Origin of the sequence: Streptomyces sp. NPDC019937 (assembly GCF_040631655.1) — a bacterium.
Taxonomy (GTDB): Bacteria; Actinomycetota; Actinomycetes; order Streptomycetales; family Streptomycetaceae; genus Streptomyces.
Map to the genome: position 1 here is coordinate 14,001 of NZ_JBEYAL010000038.1, position 18,775 is coordinate 32,775.

At 74.6% G+C, this 18,775-nt stretch carries 1 protein-coding gene; it reads left to right on the forward strand.

Annotated elements, in window-relative coordinates; genetic code table 11:
* Window positions 1-112 precede the first annotated feature (112 nt).
* Window positions 113-18,775 (forward strand): non-ribosomal peptide synthase/polyketide synthase, encoded by an 18,663-nt coding sequence (locus tag ABZ562_RS31325; RefSeq protein WP_361486005.1) that lies wholly within the window; start codon window positions 113-115, stop codon window positions 18,773-18,775.

Here is an 18,775-nt window from a genome sequence, read left to right on the forward strand (position 1 = left end):
TTCTCCACCGCACTCCCCACCACGGCCGTCTCCCCCGCCTCGCCACGGCCGCGCGCGGCGCCTCATCACCCGAGTTCCACCCCTTTCAACCGCTCTGAAGGGCCGCACCGACATGATGGACCACTACGACAACGCATCGGATCCGGCGTCCTCGCCCCAGGACACCCCGGGCCTGCCTCCCGCGGCGTGGAACGCCACGTCCCGGGCCGCCTCCCGCAGCCCCCTGGGTGAGCTGTTCGCGTCCCGGGCGGCCCGTACCCCACGGGCCGCGGCGCTGGTGGCCGGGGACCGGACGTGGTCGTTCGGTGAGGTCGACGCCTGGGCGAACCGGCTGGCCCACCACCTCATCGGGCGCGGTGTGGGGCCCGAGCGCGTGGTGGCCCTGGTCCTGCCGCGCTCGGCCGAGCTGGTGGTGGCCGAGCTGGCGGTCGCCAAGGCCGGGGCCGCGTTCCTGCCCGTGGACCCCGCGCACCCCGAGGAGCGCCGGGCGATGATGCTGGCCGACGCCCGGCCCGTGGTGGTGCTCGACGATCCGGAGCGCATCCGGGCCGTGACCGGCCCCGAGCACGCGCCCGGCGACGCGGACCGGCTCGCCCCGCTGCTGCCGGAGCATCCGGCGTACGTCATCTACACCTCCGGCTCCACGGGTGTGCCCAAGGGCGTGATGGTGCCGCACGCCGGTCTGGGCAACTTCTCGGCCGCCACCGCCGACCACTACCGCGTCCGGCCGGGCGACCGGGTGCTGCAGTTCTCCTCGCCGAGCTTCGACGCCTCCGTACTGGAGCTGTGCTCCTCCCTGCTCGCCGGGGCGGCGCTGGTGGTGCCCCCCGAGGGCCCCCTGCTGGGCGCCGAACTCGCCACCGTGCTGCGGGAACACCGGGTGACCCATGCCCTGATCCCCCCGGCGGCGCTGGCGACCGTACCCGCGGAGGAGGTCCACGACGGGCTGCCGGAGTTCCGCACCCTGATCGTGGGCGCGGAGGCGTGCCCCGCCGATCTGGTGGACCTGTGGGCGCCGGGCCGGCGGATGGTCAACTCCTACGGGCCGACCGAGGCCACCGTCGTGGCCACCTGGACGGACGCGCTTCAGGCGGGCTCCGGCACCCCGCCGATCGGCCGCCCGCTGCCGGGCACCCGGGTGTACGTGCTGGACGAGGCGATGCGGCCGGTGCCGGTGGGAGCCACCGGCGAGCTGTTCATCAGCGGCGCGGGCGTGGCCCGGGGCTATCTCGACCGCCCGGGGCTGACCGCGGACCGCTTCGTCGCGGACCCCTTCGGGCCGCCCGGCGCCCGCATGTACCGCACCGGCGACCTGGCCCGCTGGAACGCGGACGGCGAGGTGGAGTTCCTCGGCCGGACCGACCACCAGGTCAAGGTGCGCGGCTTCCGCATCGAACTGGGCGAGGTGGAGGCCGCGCTCGCCCGCCACCCGGACGTCCAGGCCGCCGTCGTCACCGTCCGGGAGGACGAGCCCGGGCTGAAGCGGCTGGTCGGCTATGTGGTGCCCGCCGCCGGAGGGTCGAAGCCCCGGGCCGCGGAGCTGCGGGCCGCGGCGGCCCGGCTGCTGCCCGCCCACATGGTGCCGTCCGCCTTCGTCGTGCTGGACGCGTTCCCCCTCACCCCGCACCGCAAGATCGACCGGCAGGCGCTGCCCGCCCCGTCCGCCACCGCCGAGGGGCACTCCCGCCACATCGCCCCGCGCACCCCCGCCGAGGCCACCCTGGTCCGCGTGTGGACCGAGGTGCTGCCGGTGGACGCCGTGGGCGTCGAGGACGACTTCCTGGGGCTCGGCGGCGACTCCATCCTCGGCGTCCGGCTGCTGTCCCGGATCCGGGCGGAGCTGGGCGTGGAACTGTCGCTGCGCGAACTGCTCGACGCCCGGACCGTGGCGCGGCTGGCCTCGCGGCTGCCGGAGGACACCGCCGACGCGACGGAGGCGCCGATTCCGCCCGCGCCCCGCGACCAGCGGCTGCCGCTGTCCGCCGCCCAGCGGCGGCTGTGGTTCCTGGACGACCTGACCTCCGGCGGCACCGAGTACAACACCGGGGCCGGACTGCGGCTGAGGGGCCCGCTCGACACCGGCGCCCTGAGCCGCGCGCTGGCCACCCTGACCGCCCGGCACGACGCGCTGCGCACCACGTTCGTCACCGTGGACGGCCACGGTGTGCAGCAGGTCGCCGAGCACGGCACCGTACCGCTGGCCCACGCCGACCTCGGCGAGCTGCCCGCCGCGGAGCGCGACGCCGCCGTCGAGCAGCTGCTGACCGACGAGCTGAACCGGCCCTACGACCTCGCCGAGGGCCCGCTGACCAGAGCGCTGCTCATCCGGCTCGCCGACGACGACCACGTCCTGCTGCTGGCGCAGCACCACATCGTCACCGACGGCTGGTCGGTCGGGATCCTGGTCCGCGAACTGACCGCTTTGTACGAGGCGGAGGTCACCGGCGCCGACGCCGGCCTCGCCGAACCCGCGCTGCAGTACCCGGACTTCGCCGTGTGGGAGCGGAACTGCCCCACCCCGCCCGGGCAGGACACCGATCTGAAGTACTGGCGGGACCGGCTCTCCGGGATGCAGACCCTGGAGCTGCCCACCGACCGCCCGCGTCCCCCCGTGCGCACCACCGCCGGGGCGGTGCACCGGCGCGAGCTGCCCGCCGATCTGGTGGCCGCCCTCGGCCGGCTCGGCCGGGAACGGAACACCACGCTGTTCACCCTGCTCGCCTCGTCCGTCGCGGTCCTGTTCTCGCGCTACTCGGGGCAGCGGGACGTGGTCTTCGGCACCGTCACCAGCGGGCGCCACCGCAAGGAGCTGGAGTCGGTCGCCGGGTTCTTCGTCAATACGCTGGTGCTGCGCGCCGACGTCGACGGGGACAGCACCGTCGAGCAGTTCGTGGACGCGATGCGCGAGACCGTGCTGGACGCCTTCAGCCACGACCGGCTGCCGTTCGAGCGGGTCGTCGAGGAGCTGGCTCCGGGGCGCGACGCCAGCCGCAACCCGCTGGTGCAGGCGCTGGTCGTCCAGCAGAACGCCATGGTGCCCGCCCGGGAGGCCGGGGGCCTGACGATCGCCGAGCACTCCCTGCCGCGCCCCGCCGCGCGATTCGACCTGGTGCTGGAGTTCCTGCCCCGGGACGACGGTTCGCTGGGGCTCACCGTCGAGTACAACTCCGATCTGTTCGACGCCCGGACGATGGAACAGATGGCCGGGCATCTGCACCGGCTGCTGACCCGGATGGTGGCCGACCCCGGCACCACCCTGATCGAACTGCAGATGCTGAGCGACGCCGAATGGCACCAGCTGCTCGACGCCTGGAACGGCACGGGCCAGGCCGCCACCGAGGCGACACTGCCCGAACTGTTCGCCGCGCGGGCGGCCTCGCAGCCGCGGGCGACCGCCGTGACCTGCGGGGAGACCCGGCTCTCCTACGACGAGGTGAACCGGCGCGCCAACCAGCTCGCCCGGCTGCTGATCGACCGTGGCGTCGGACCCGAGGGGCTGGTGGCGCTGGCCCTGCCGCGCTCGGCCGACCTCGTCGTCGTCCTGCTGGCGGTGCTCAAGGCGGGCGCCGGATATCTGCCGGTGGACCCCGGATACCCGGCCGACCGCATCGCGTTCATGCTGCGGGACGCCGCGCCCTCGACCATCCTCGCCACCGGGGAGACGGCGGGCAGCCTGCCCGGCGGGGCCGAACCGCTGGTGCTGGACGACGCGGCGGTCCGCGCGGAGCTGGCGCGGCGGGCGGACGGCGACATCACCGACGCCGAGCGCACCGGACCGCTGGACCCGGCCCACCCCGCCTACGTCATCTACACCTCCGGGTCCACCGGTACGCCCAAGGGCGTGGTGGTCGCCCATCGGAGCGTGGCGGGCCTGGCCGCCTGGGCCGAGACCGCGTTGGGGCGGGAGCGGCTGACCGGGGTGGTCGCCTCGACCTCGCTCAACTTCGACGTGTCCGTGTTCGAGATCCTCTGCCCGCTGCTGGCCGGGGGCAGCATCGAGGTCGTCCAGGATCTGCTGGCCCTCGCCGACCCCGCCAACCGGCCGCGCGCGACCGGGCTGATCAGCGGCGTGCCGTCGGTGTTCGCCCGGCTCCTGAGCGGGGACGCCGGGCAGACCGACGCCGGGTACATCGACGCGGGGCGCATCGACGCCGGGACCGTCGTCCTGGCGGGCGAGGCCCTGCCCGCCCAGACCGTACGGGACATCCGGGCGACACTGCCCTCCTGCCGCATCGCCAACATGTACGGGCCGACCGAGGCGACCGTGTACGCCACCGCCTGGTTCGCCTCGGGCCCGCTCCCGCGGCAGGCGCCGCCGATCGGGCGGCCCGTCGCCGACACCCGCGCCTACGTCCTGGACCCGACGCTGCGGCTGGTGCCACCCGGGGTGACGGGCGAGCTGTACCTCGGCGGCCAGGGGCTGGCCCGGGGCTACCTCAACCGGCCCGGGCTGACCGCCGACCGCTTCCTCGCGGACCCCTTCGGGGCGCCCGGCAGCCGGATGTACCGCACCGGTGACCTGGTGCGCTGGGGCGGCGACGGCCAGCTGGAGTACATGGGCCGGGCCGACGACCAGGTGAAGATCCGCGGCTTCCGCATCGAACTGGGCGAGGTCGAGACGGCGTTGCTGCGCCACCCCGGCGTCGCCGAGGCCGCCGCCGTCGCGAAGGAGACCGGCGGCCACAAGCGGCTCATCGCCTACGTGGTGCCCGCGCCGGGCGCCACACCGGACCCGGCCGCGCTGCGCACGTTCCTCCAGGGCAGCCTGCCCGACTACATGGTGCCCGCCTCGGTCCTGGTCATGGAGCGGATGCCGCTCAACCCCAACGGCAAGCTGGACCGGAGCCGTCTGCCCGACCCGGACTGGTCGCAGTCGGCGGCGCCGGGCTACGTGGCGCCGCGCACCGCGACCGAGCGGACCCTCGCCGCCGTCTGGGCCCGGATCCTCCATGTGGAACGCATCGGGGTCGAGGACAACTTCTTCTCCCTCGGCGGCGATTCGATCCTCAGCATCCAGGTGGTCTCCCAGGCACGGCAGGCCGGGCTCTCCGTCACCTCCCGCGATGTCTACCGCCACCAGACGATCGCCGCCCTCGCCCTGCACCTGGACTCCGCGGCCGCGGCTCCGCAGGCCGGCGCCACGGACGGCGAGGCGGCCACCGGGGATCTGCCGCTGACGCCCATCCAGCACTGGCTGTTCGAGCACGACCCCGAGCGGGCCGGGCACTTCAACCAGACGATCTCCCTCGTCCTGCCCGAGGACGTGGACACCGACGCGCTGCGCGGCGCCCTGGAGACGGTCGTGGCCCACCACGACGCCCTGCGCTCCCGCTTCCCCCGCGAAGCCGGCGGCCGGCACCAGCACATCGACGGCGGCGGGAGCGCGGACCTGCTGCGCCGCCACACCGGCGACGGCGAGCCGCACCTCGGCGGCTTCGACCTGACGGCCGGGCCGCTGCTGCGCGCGGTGCTCGAGGCGGACGCCGGGCCCGGAGGGCAGCCGGTGCTGCACCTCACCGTGCACCACGCCGTCGTGGACGGGGTCTCCTGGCGCATCCTGCTGGAGGACCTGGACAGCGCGTACCGCGGCCTGGCGCTGCCCGCCGCGTCCTCCCCGCTGCGCCGGTGGGCCCGGCGGCTGAACGACCACGCGCGCGGCGGTGGGTTCGACGCCGAGGCGGCGTACTGGACCGAGCTGGCCGGTGCCTGCGATCCGTCGCTGCCGGTGGACCTGGACGGGGCGGCCGGGGCGAACACCTACGCCTCGGCCCGGTCGGTCACCGTCACGCTCGACGAGGACGAGACCACCGCCCTGCTCCAGACGCTGCCGGAGGTTTACCGCACGCAGGTCAACGACGTGCTGCTGAGCGCGCTGGCCCGGGTGCTGGGCCAGTGGACCGGGCGCGCCCGGGTGCCGGTGGACCTGGAGGGCCACGGCCGCGAGGAGATCTTCGAGGAGGTGGATCTGTCCCGTACGGTCGGCTGGTTCACCACCCGCTTCCCGGTGGCGCTCGACCTGACCGGCCTTCCCCTGGACGCCTGGGGGGACGTACTCAAGTCCGTCAAGGAGCAGTTGCGGGCCGTGCCGCAGCGCGGCCTGGGCTACGGGGCGCTGCGCCATCTGGCCCGCCCCGAGGGCCTTCCGGCCGGTCCCACGGCCGGGGTCAGCTTCAACTACCTGGGCCAGTTCGAGCTGCCGGGCGACGGCGACGGGCTCTTCCGCGGCCTCCACCGCGAACTGGCCCTGGACGCCGACCCGGAAGGCCTGCGGCCGCATCCGCTGGAGGTGGTCGGCCGGGTCGAGGACCAGCGGCTCGCGTTCACCTGGTTCTACTCCGCGAATCTGCACCGGGAGGAGACCGTCGGCGAGCTGGCCGGGGAGTTCCTGCGGGCGCTGCGCGCCATCGCCGGGCACGCCGCCGCGCCCGGCGCGGGCGGCCGCACCCCGTCCGACTACCCGCTCGCCTCCCTCGACCAGGCCACCGTGGACCGGCTGGTGGGCGACGGCAGCGCGGTGGAGGACGTCTACCCGCTCACCCCCACCCAGGCGGGCATGCTGTTCCACGGGCTGTCCCAGGACGACCGGCGCGCCTACTTCCAGCAGCTCACCTTCGTCCTCGACGGGGTGTCCGACCCCGGGGCGCTGGCCGACGCCTGGCAGCGGGTCACCGACCGCACGCCGGTGTTGCGCAGCCGCGCCGAGTGGGACGGGGTGCCCGAGCCGCTGCAGGTGGTGGAGCGCGGGGTCCGGGTGCCGGTCACCCAGCTCGACTGGCGCGGGCTGTCCGAGACGGAGCGCCGGGAGGAGGCGCGGCGGTTCCTCGCCGAGGACCGGGAGAGGGGTCTGGACCTGGCCGTCGCGCCGCTGATGCGGCTGGCGATCGCCCGGCTGTCCGACACCGAGGTCCAGGTGGTGTGGACGTTCCACCACCTGATCCTGGACGGCTGGAGCCTGTTCCAGGTGCTGTCCGACGTCTTCGCCTGCCATGCGGCCGGGGCGGGGGCCGCGCTGCCCAGCCGCCGCCCGTTCCGCGACTACGTGGCCTGGCTGCGGGACCGCGACTGGGCGGAGGCCGAGGAGCACTGGCGCGCCCGGCTCGGCGACCTGTCGGAGCCCACTCCGCTGCCCTTCGACCGGGAGCCCGCCGAGACCCATCACGCGGAGTCCACCGCCGATGTGCGGGTCACGCTGCCCGCGGACGCGTCGCGCGGGCTGGCCGAGCTGGCCAGGGGCGCGGGGCTCACCATGAACACCCTGTTCCAGGGCGCCTGGACGCTGCTGCTGTCCCGGTACACCGGCCGCGCGGACGTGGTCTTCGGGACCACGGTCTCGGGCCGTCCGCCGGAGCTGCCGGGCGCCCCGGCGATGACCGGTCTGTTCATCACCACCGTGCCGACCCGGCTGCCCGTCCCCACCGACGGCACCCTGCTGTCGTGGCTGCGGGAGGTGCAGGAGCGGCAGACCGAGGACCGGCGGTTCGACTTCGTACCGCTGACCCGGCTGCGGTCCATGACCCGGCTCGAAGAGCGGGTGAACCTCTTCGACAGCATCGTGGTGTTCGAGAACTACCCCGTCGGCGGGGACCTCGCCGCCGCGCACGGGCTGGCGCTGCGGGACCTCGACGGTGTCGAGACGACGAACTACCCGCTGAGCCTGGTGGTCTACCCCGGCGAGGAGATGGCGCTGCGGCTCGGCTACGACCCGTCCCTGTTCGACGCGGCGACGATTGGGCGCATGGCCGAGTACCTGTCGGTGCTGCTGACGAACATGGCCACCGGCGCGGACCGGGCGCCCGCGCGCCTTCCGGTGCTCGGCGACGCCCGGCGCGACCAGGTGCTGCGGGAGTGGAACGACACCACGGCCCCGCTGTCCGAGGGGTCGGTGGCCGACCTCTTCGCCGCCCAGGTGCGGCGCACACCGGACGCGCCCGCCCTGGACGGCGACGGCGGTCCGGTGAGCTACCGCGAGCTGGACGCGCGCGCCAACCGGCTGGCCCACCGGCTCATCGGGCTCGGGACCGGGCCGGAGCGGCCGGTGACCGTGCTGATGGACCGGTCGGTGGAACTGGTGGTCGCCCAGCTGGCCATCGTCAAGGCGGGCGGGGTGTACGTACCGCTGGACACCCGTGCGCCCGAGGACCGGCTCCGGGTGGTGCTGGCCGAGGCGACGGCGGACGTCCTGCTGACCGACCGCGCCTGGAAGCGGACCGCCGCGGCCCTCGGGCACGACGGGCGCACCCTGCTGGTGGCGCCCGGTGCCCAGGGCGGCGACGAGCCGTCCGGGCCGCCCGCGGTGGAGATCTTCCCCGACAACACGGCCTATCTGATGTTCACTTCGGGCTCCACGGGACGGCCCAAGGGCGTCGCGGTCCGGCACCGCGATGTGACCGCCCTCGCCCAGGACCGCGCCTTCGCGCGCCACGACCGGGTGCTGGTGCACTCCCCGCAGGCGTTCGACGCCTCCACCTACGAGGTGTGGGTGCCGCTGCTGCGCGGCGGCACGGCCGTCCTGGCGCCGGTGGGCGACGTGGACGCCGACGCCGTACGCCACGCGATCACCGGGCACGGGGTGAGCTGCCTGTGGCTGACCGCCGGTCTGTTCCGGCTGCTGGCGCAGGAGGCGCCGGACTGCCTGCGCGGCGCCCGGGAGGTGTGGACCGGCGGTGAGGCGGTGCCGCCCGCGGCGGTGCGCCGGGTGCTCGACGCCTGCCCGGACCTGACGGTGGTCGACGGCTACGGGCCCACCGAGACCACGACCTTCGCCACCCGGCGCTTCTTCCGCGCCGGTGAGGACCTGCCCGGCACCCTGCCCATCGGACGCCCGATGGACAACACCCGCGTGTACGTCCTGGACGGCGCGCTCCAGCCGCAACCGCCGGGCATCCCCGGCGAGTTGTACATCGCGGGCGCCGGGCTCGCCCGTGGCTACCGGAACCGGCCGGGGCCCACGGCCGAGGCCTACCTCGCCGACCCCTTCGGGCCTCCCGGCTCCCGGATGTACCGCACCGGGGACCTGGTGTCCTGGACCGCCGACGGCGAACTCGCCTTCGTGGGCCGCTCGGACGACCAGGTGAAGATCCGCGGCTTCCGTATCGAACCCGGCGAGATCGAGGCCGCGCTCACCCGCCACCCGTCCGTCGCCGAGGCGGTCGTCGCGCTCGCGCGGGACGGGGAGCGCAAACTCCTGGCCGCCTATCTGGTCCCGGTGCGCGGCGAAGCCGTGCCCGAACCGGAGGAGCTGCGGTCCCTGCTGGGCCGGGAGCTGCCCGACTACATGGTGCCCGCGGTCTTCATCACCCTGGACGAACTGCCGCTCACCGCCAACGACAAGGTGGACCGCCGCCGGCTTCCGGCGCCCGACTGGGCCGCGGCCACCGCGGGCGCGGAGTACGTGGCGCCCCGCACCGACACCGAGCGGATCCTCGCGGAGATCATGGGTCCGCTGCTGGGCCGGGAGCGGGTCGGCGTCGAGGACAACTTCTTCATGCTCGGCGGGGACTCGATCCTCAGCATCCAGGTCGCCTCGCGCGCCCGGCAGGCGGGGCTCTCGGTGACGCCCAGGGAGCTGTTCCGGCACCCCACCATCGCCTCGCTCGCCACCGTCGCCACCGCCACCGCCCGGCCCGCCGCCGACGCGGGACCGGTGAGCGGCGAGGTGCCCCTCACCCCGATCCAGCACTGGTTCCTCAGGTCGGGCAGCCCCCGGCCCGAGCACTTCAACCAGTCGGTCCTGGTCGAACTCGACCGGGACCCCGACCCCCGGGCGCTCCGTCAGGCCCTGCGGGCGCTGCTGGTCCACCACGACGCGCTGCGGATGGCTTACGAGCGCCGGGCGGACGGCACCGTACGGCAGTACTGCCCGCCGCCGGACGAGACCGGCTTGGACCCGCTGCGGGAGGTGGACCTGTCCGGGCTCGCGGAGCCGGAGCGGCGGGCCGCCGAGGAGGCGGCCATGGCCGAGGCGAACGCCGGTTTCGCCCTGGACTCCGGGCCGCTGCTGGCCGCCCGGCTGTTGCGCCCGGGCCAGGGCTTGCGCCCGTCGCTCTTCCTGACCGTGCACCACCTGGTGGTCGACGGCGTCTCCTGGCGGGTGCTGCTGGAGGACCTGGAAACCGCCTACCGCCAGGCGCTCGACGGCGCCCCTGCCGACCTGGGCGCGCGCACCACCTCCGTACGGGACTGGTCCCGCCGGCTCACCGAGCACACCACGGCGGGCGGCTTCGACGCCGAACTCCCGCACTGGACGGCGGTGGCCGCCGACTGCGCCGCCGGGATTCCCGTCGACGGCGAGGCCGAGGGCGGCAACACCGTCGCGGGCATGCGGTCGGTGACCGTAGCGCTGGACCGGGAGCGGACCACGGCCCTGCTGCAGCAGGTGCCCGAGGTCTACCGCACCCGCGTGGACGACGTGCTGCTCTCGGCGCTGGGCCGGGTGCTGGCCGAGTGGACCGGGCGGCGGCGGGTCGCGGTCGACCTGGAGGGCCACGGCCGGGAGGAACACCTCCTCGACGGCGTGGACCTGTCCCGCACCGTCGGCTGGTTCACCACCATGTTCCCGGTCGCGCTGGACATCCCGGAGGTCCCGGGCGGCGGCTGGGGCGAGACGCTGAAATCCGTCAAGGAGCAGCTGCGGGCGGTGCCCGGCAAGGGCATCGGCTACGGCGCGCTGCGCCATCTGGCCCCGGACGCGCCGCTCGCGGACGCGGCGGAGCCCGACATCAGCTTCAACTACCTCGGCCAGTTCGACTGGTCGGACGCGGGCGGGACCACCGGCGACGCCCTGGTCCGCACCGTGCGGGGCGGCCTCGGTGGTGACGCCGCGCCGGACTCGCCCCGGGCGCACCTGCTCGACATCGTGGGCCGGGTCGAGGGGCGCCGCCTGGAGATCACGTGGTACTACGGCTCCGGGACGCACTCCGAGGAGACGGTGGCCCGGCTGGCCGGGGACATGCTCCGCGCCCTGGAGGACATCGTCGCCCACTGCGCCGACCCCGCCGCGGGCGGCCGCACCCCGTCGGACTTCCCGCTGGCCCGGCTGGACCAGGCCGCGGTGGACCGGGTGGCCGCCGACGGGCGGTCGGTGGAGGACATCTATCCGCTGACCCCGATGCAGGCCGGAATGCTGTTCCACAGCCTCGTGGACCCGGCGTCCGACGCCTACTTCAACCAGGTGCAGCTGCGGCTGACCGGGGTGACGGACCCGCGGGCGCTGGCCACGGCGTGGCAGCGGACCACGGACGCCAACCCGATCCTGCGCACCCACCTGGTCTGGGCGGACACCCCCGAACCCCTCCAGGTCGTGACGCGCCGGGCCACCCTGCGGATCACCCACCACGACTGGACCGGACGGTCCGGGGAGTGGCGCGAGGCCGAGCTGAACAGGCTGCTCGCCGACGACCGGGCCGAGGGCATCGACCTCGGCAGCGCGCCGCTGACCCGGCTGGCCCTGATCCGGCTGTCGGCCGACGAGGTGCGGCTGATCTGGACGTTCCACCATGTGCTGCTCGACGGCTGGAGCGCGGCGCAGGTCTTCGACGAGGTGTGCGAGCGGTACGCGGCGCTCACCACCGGGCGCGGCGCCGACGTGCCCGCCCGGCGGCCCTTCCGGGAGTACCTGGGCTGGCTCGGTGAGCAGGACACGGCGGAGGCCGAGCGGTTCTGGCGCGAGGCGCTGGCGGGCTTCACCGCCCCCACCGAGCTGCCCCGCGACCGGCCCGCGGCCGAGGCGCACCGTTCGGCGTCGTCGGGCTCGCACCGGGTCACGCTCGGCGCCGAGGAGTCCGCTCTGCTCCGCACCGTCGCCCAGCTGGGCGGGCTGACGATGAACACGGTGGTGCAGGGCGCCTGGGCGCTGCTGCTGTCCCGCTACAGCGGGGCGGACGACGTGGCGTTCGGGACCACGGTCTCGGGGCGGCCCGCCGCGCTGCCGGGGGTCGAGTCGATGGTCGGGGTGTTCATCAACACCCTTCCCACCCGGGTCCGGGTGGACGGCCGGAGCTCGCTGCTGAGCTGGCTGCGGGAACTCCAGGCGGCCCAGTCGGAGTCCCGGCGCTTCGAGTTCGTGTCCCTGGCGCAGCTGCAGAGCTGGAGCGAGGTGCCCGGCGGCGTCGGCCTCTTCGACAGCATCGTGGTCTTCGAGAACTACCCCTTCGACAGCGAGGCCATCGCCGCGCACGGGCTCGGCATCCACCAGGAGCGGGACCTGGAACCGACGAACTACGCGCTCAGCGTCGTGGTGGCGCCCGAGGAGCGGCTGTCGATCTCGCTGGACTACGATCCGGCCGCCTTCGACGCCGCCACGGTCGAGCGGCTGGGCGGGTGCCTGCACGGGCTGCTGGCCGAGATGGCGGCCGATCCGGAACGGCGTCTTGAGGAGCTGCCGCTGCTCGGCGCGGCGGAAACCCGCCGGATCCTGGACGAGTTCAGCGGTCGTATCTGCCCGGCGCCGGGCGCGGTCCTGCCGGAGCTGTTCGAGGCGCAAGCGGCCCGTACCCCGGACGCGGTGGCCGTGCGGGGCGCGGGGACACAGCTGACCTACCGGGAGCTGAACGAGCGCGCCAACCGGCTCGCCCGGCTGCTCATCGGCGCGGGAGCCGGCCCCGAGCGCTTCGTGGCGCTGTCGCTGCCGCGTACGCCGGAGCTGGTGGTGGCCCTGCTGGCGGTGCTCAAGAGCGGCGCCGGATACCTCCCGGTCGACCCCGCCTACCCGGCCGAGCGCATCGCGTTCATGATCGGCGACATCGCCCCGGACATCGTCCTGACCACGCGGGAGACGGCTCCCCGGATCCCGGCCGGGCCGGGCCACCGGATCCTGCTGGACGACGCGGAGACCGGCCGGGCGCTGGCCGGGCTGGGCGCCGGGGACGTCGGCGACGCCGAGCGCGTCGCGCCGCTGGTCGCCGGCCACCCGGCGTACGTCATCCACACCTCCGGGTCGACCGGTACGCCCAAGGGCGTCGTCGCCACCCACCAGGGTGTCGCCGCGCTGGCCGCCTGGGCGGGCGAGGAGTTCGGCGCGGCAGGGCTCTCCCACGTCGTGGCGTCCACCTCGCTGAACTTCGATGTGTCGGTCTTCGAGATCATCTGCCCGCTGCTGACGGGCGGCTCCCTGGAGATCGTGGCGGATCTGCTCGCCCTGGCCGAGCGGCCGGAGCCCTGGACGGCGTCCCTGATCAGCGCCGTGCCCTCGGCCCTCGCGCAGGTGCTCGGCAAGGGCGGCGTCTCCGTCACGGCCGACACGGTGGTGCTGGCGGGCGAGGGCCTGGCGGCCCGTACGGTCCAGGAGGTCCGCGACGCCATCCCGGGCTGCCGGGTGGCCAACATCTACGGGCCCACCGAGGCCACCGTCTACGCCACCGCCTGGAGTTGTGACCCCGCCGACCCCGGCCGGACCCCGCCGATCGGTTCCCCGGTCGCCGCCACCCGGGCCTACGCGCTGGACGCGCGGCTGCGGCCGGTGCCCGTCGGGGTCCCCGGCGAGCTGTACCTGGCCGGTCCTGGCCTGGCCCGGGGGTACTCCGGCCGTCCCGGACTGACCGCGGACCGCTTCACGGCCGACCCCTTCGGGCCCGCGGGCAGCCGGATGTACCGCACCGGCGACCTGGTGCGCTGGGACGCGGAAGGGCAGCTGGAGTACCTGGGCAGGACCGACGACCAGGTCAAGGTACGCGGCTTCCGGATCGAGCTGGGCGAGGTCGAGGCCGCCCTCGCGCGCCACCCCGAGGTCGCCGAGGCGGCCGCGGCGGTGGTCGACACGGACGGCCACAAACGGCTGGTCGGCTATGTCGTCCCGGCTCCGGGGACGACGGCGGTCGATCCCGCCGCGATGCGCGCGTTCCTCGCGACGAGCCTGCCGGACCACATGGTGCCCGCGGCCGTCGTCACCCTGGAGCGGCTGCCGCTGGGCACCAGCGGCAAGCTCGACCGGCGGGCGCTGCCCGCCCCGGACTGGGCCGCCCCGGCCGCCGGCCATGTGCCGCCCCGGACGGAGACCGAGAAGGCCCTCGCCGGGATCTGGGCCGAGGTCCTGGGGGTGGAGCGGGTCGGCGTCGACGACAACTACTTCACCCTCGGCGGGGACTCCATCCTCAGCATCCAGATCGTCTCCTCCGCCCGCCGGGCGGGGATCGAGCTGACCCCGCGCCATCTGTTCGTCCACCAGACCGTCGCGGACCTGGCCGCCGCCGCCCGGGACGTCCCGGCCACGGCGGTCGCGGCCGAACAGGGGCCGGTCGTCGGCGAGGTGCCGCTCACCCCCGTCCAGCACTGGCTGTTCGCCACCCTCCCGGACACCCCCGGCCACTTCACCCAGTCGGTCTCCGCCGAGCTGGCCGGGCCGGTGGACGAGGCCGCGCTGCGCGCCGCCCTGGACACGCTGGTCGACCACCACGACGCGCTGCGGCTGCGCTTCGAGCCCATCGGGAACGGCCGCTGGCGCCAGCACAGCGTCCCGCCGGGCGGCGACGGGCCGGTGCTCGACGTCCACGACCTGTCCGCCACCGGCCCCGGGTCGCACGAGGCGGCCATGCGGGATGCGGAGATGCGCGTCCGCGCCGGATTCCGGCTGGAGCAGGGGCCGTTGTTCAAGGCCGTGCTGTTCCAGCGGGGCGAGGGGCAGCGCCCGGTCCTCGGCCTGATCGCCCACCATCTGGTGGTCGACGCGGTCTCCTGGCGGATCCTGCTGGAGGACCTGGACACCGCCTACCGGCTGATCGGCGCCGGGCGGCCCGGGAGCCTGGGCCGCAAGACCACCTCGTTCCGCGCGTGGTCGCGGCGGTTGAGCGAACACACCGTCGCCGGGGGCTTCGACGCCGAACTCGGCCACTGGACCGCCGCGCACGGCTGCCGCGGGCTCCCCACGGACGCCGAGGGCCCCAACACCGCCGCCAGTGAGGAGACGGTGACGGTCCGGCTGGACACCGAGGAGACCCGGGTCCTGCTCCAGGATGTGCCCGGCGCCTATCTGACCCGGATCAACGACGTGCTGCTGTGCGCGCTGGGCCGGGTGCTGAGCCGCTGGACCGGTCAGGACCGGGTGCTGGTCGCCCTGGAGGGACACGGCCGCGAGGAGATCTTCGAGGGCACCGATCTGTCCCGTACGGTCGGCTGGTTCACCTCCATGTTCCCCGTCGCCCTGGACGGCGGCGCCGGAACCGGTCTCGAGGAGGCGCTGAAGACCGTCAAGGAGCGGCTGCGGGCGATCCCCGGGAACGGGCTGGGCTACGGGGCGCTGCGCCATCTGTCCGGCGCGGCCGCGCCCGATCTCCCCGCGGATCCGCAGATCAGCTTCAACTATCTGGGCCAGCTCGACTGGGACCTGCCGGACGGCGGTCTGCTGCACTCCCTGCGCAGCGGGCTCGAGGGCGATATGAGCCCGGAGGCGCCCCGGCCGCATCTGCTGGACGTGGTCGGCCGGGTGGAGCGCAAGAAGCTGGAACTCACCTGGTCCTACTCGCGTCACCGGCACCAGCGCGGCACGGTGATCCGGCTCGCCGAGGAGACCCTGGACGAGCTGCGCGCGATCATGCGGCTGTGCACGGAGGGGGAGGCGGGCGGCCGCACGCCCTCGGACTTCCCGCTGGCCGCCCTGGACCAGGAGACCGTCGACCGGCTGGTGGGCGACGGCCGGGACGTGGCCGACATCTATCCGCTGACGCCCACCCAGAGCGGGCTGGTCTTCCACGGGCTGGCCCAGCGGGGCCAGGGGCTCTATGTGGAGCAGGCGACCTTCATCCTGGACGGCGTCCGGGACTCCCGGGTCCTCGCCGCCGCCTGGCAGCACGTCGTCGACCGCACCCCGGTGCTGCGCAGCGAGGTCGTGACGCAGGGGGTGCCCGAGCCGCTGCAGCTCGTGCGCCGCGGCGCGACCGTACCGGTCGAGGAGCTGGACTGGAGCGGTCTGTCGGAGGACGAGCGCCGGGCCGCGCTGGAGCGGCTGCTCGACCAGGACCGCGAGCGGGGGCTCGATCTCGCCACGGCGCCGCTGCTCCGCGTCACCCTGGCGCGGCTCTCTCCGACCGAGGTGCAGGTGCTGTGGACCTTCCACCATGTGCTGCTCGACGGCTGGAGCGTCTTCCAGGTCCTGACCGACGTCTTCGCGGCCCATGCCGCGCTGGCCGCGGGTGAACAGCCCCGGCTCCAGGCCCGCAGGCCGTTCGCGGACTATGTCGCCTGGCTCGGCCGGCAGGACCGCGCGCAGGCCGAGGCGCACTGGCGCAAGACACTGACGGGGTTCACCACACCCACTCCCCTCCCCTACGACCGCAAGCCGACCGCGGAGGCCGCCACCCGGTCCTCGCGGTGGCTGTCGCAGCGGCTCGGTGAGCAAGAGACCGCAGCCCTGGAGGACTTCGCCCGGCGGCACCGGCTCACTCTCAATACGATCGTCCAAGGCGCTTGGGGATTGCTCGTATCTCGCTTGAGTGGAGAGTCGGACGTCTGCTTCGGGGCGACCGTCTCGGGACGGCCGACCGAACTGCCCGGCGCCGACAGCATCACCGGCATCTTCATCAACACCCTGCCGGTGCGGCTGCGCGTAGCCGAAGCCGCCGAAGGCCCGGAGGGCGCCCTCACGGTCCCGTGGCTGCGGGGGCTCCAGACCGACCAGGCGGACGCGCGCGGCTTCGGCCACGTCCCGCTGTCCCAGCTCCAGGGCTGGAGCGAGGTGCCGGGCGGGGCGGACCTCTTCGAGAGCCTGGTGGTGTTCGAGAACTACCCGATCAACAGCTCCGCCGCCGCCGAGCACGGGCTGCGGGTGCGTGAACTCCAGGCCCTGGAGTCCACCAACTACGCGCTGACCGTGGTCGTCTCGCCCGGCCCCGAGCTGTCCGTCGAACTCGGCTACGACCCCCGGCTCTTCGAGGAGACCACCGCCGAGGGGCTGGCCGCCCAGCTGACGCACGTCCTCGGCGCGCTCGCCGCGGCACCCGACGATCAGCGGCTGGACCGGATCGACACCCTGCCCGCCGCGATGCGCGAGCGGCTCCTGGTGGACTGGAACGACACCGCCCGGCCCGCCCCGCCGACGACCCTGGCGGACCTCTTCGAGGCCGCCGCGGACCGTCACCCCGACGCGCCCGCGGTCCTCGCCCCCGGCGTCGAGCTGTCCTACGCGGAGCTGGATGCCCGGGCCAACCGCCTCGCCCACCGCCTCATCGCGCACGGCGTGGGCCCCGGGCGGATCGTCGCCCTGGTGCTGCCCCGGTCGGTGGAGATCGTCGTCGCCCAGCTCGCGGTGGCCAAGGCGGGCGGCGCCTATCTGCCCGTCGACCCCGGCTATCCCGCCGAGCGCATCGGCCTGATGCTGGAGGACTCCGCCCCGCACCTCACCCTCCGCGACATCGGCGAGGACACCGGTGGCCCCGCGCACCGGCCCACCGACCGGGACCGGTCGCGTCCCGTCGATCCCGACGACCCGGCCTATGTGATCTACACCTCCGGGTCCACCGGCACCCCCAAGGGCGTGGTGGTCACCCACCGCGGGATCGGGAACTTCGCCGCCGCCGAGGCCGAGCACTACGAGGTGCGGGAGGGCGACCGCGTCCTGCAGTTCGCCTCCCCCAGCTTCGACGCCTCCGTACTGGAGCTGTGCATGGCACTGCCCACCGGCGCCGCGCTCGTGGTGCCGGAACCCGGGCCGCTGCTGGGCGAGCACTTGGCGCGCGTGCTCCGCGAGCAGCGCGTCACCCACACCCTCATCCCGCCCGCCGCGCTGGCCACGCTGCCCGCCGGAACCGAGAAGGAGCTGCCCGGACTGCGCACGCTGATCGTGGGCGGGGACGCCTGCGGCGCGGAGCTGACGACCCGCTGGGCCCCCCACCACCGCATGGTGAACTCCTATGGGCCCACCGAGGCCACCGTGGTCGCCACCTGGTCCGACCCGCTCGTCGCGGACGGCGCCCCGCCGCCCATCGGCCGGCCCGTCCCCAACACCCGGGTGTATCTGCTCGACGCGCGGCTGCGCCCGGTGCCCCCAGGGGTGCCAGGTGAGCTGTGGATCAGCGGTCCGTCGCTGGCCCGCGGCTATCTGAACCGCCCCGGGCTGACCGCGTCCCGCTTCCTCGCGGACCCGTTCGGGCCCGCCGGATCGCGGATGTACCGCACCGGCGACCTGGCCCGCTACGACGCCGAGGGCCGCATCCACCACCTGGGCCGCACCGACCACCAGATCAAGCTGCACGGCTATCGCATCGAGGCCGGTGAGGTGGAGACCGCCCTGGTCGGCCACCCCTCGGTCGCCGAGGCCGTGGCGACGGTCCGGGAGGACGAGCCCGGCGTCCGCAGGCTGGTGGCGCACCTCGTGCTCGCCCCCGGTGCCGCCGCCCCGGCCGACGCCGAGCTGCGCGCCGAGCTGGGCCGTACCCTGCCCGGCTACATGGTGCCGTCGGCGTTCGCCGTCCTGGACCGCCTCCCGCTCACCGAGAACGGCAAGACGGACCGTGCGGCGCTGCCCGCCCCCGGCCCGGCCGCCGCGGCACCGGCCGCCGGCCATGTCGAGCCGCGCACCCCCACGGAGGAGGTCATCGCGGAGATCTGGTCCGAGGTCCTGGGGGTGGATCCGGTCGGCGCCGAGGACGACTTCTTCGCCCTGGGCGGTGACTCGGTCCGCAGCCTGCTGATCGCCTCCCGGGCGGGTGAGGCGTTCGGTCTCGACCTGACACCGCGGGACATCATGACCGCGCACACGGTCTCCTCCCTCGCCGAGCTGGTCGAGGAATACATCCTGCGCGAACTCGAAGACGCCGCTTCGGGCGGCAGCGACCACGACGAACGGTGA

Bases quoted from the DNA above. Each gene is read 5' to 3' on its own strand.
- ABZ562_RS31325 (WP_361486005.1), top strand. From the start codon at position 113: ATGATGGACCACTACGACAACGCATCGGATCCGGCGTCCTCGCCCCAG.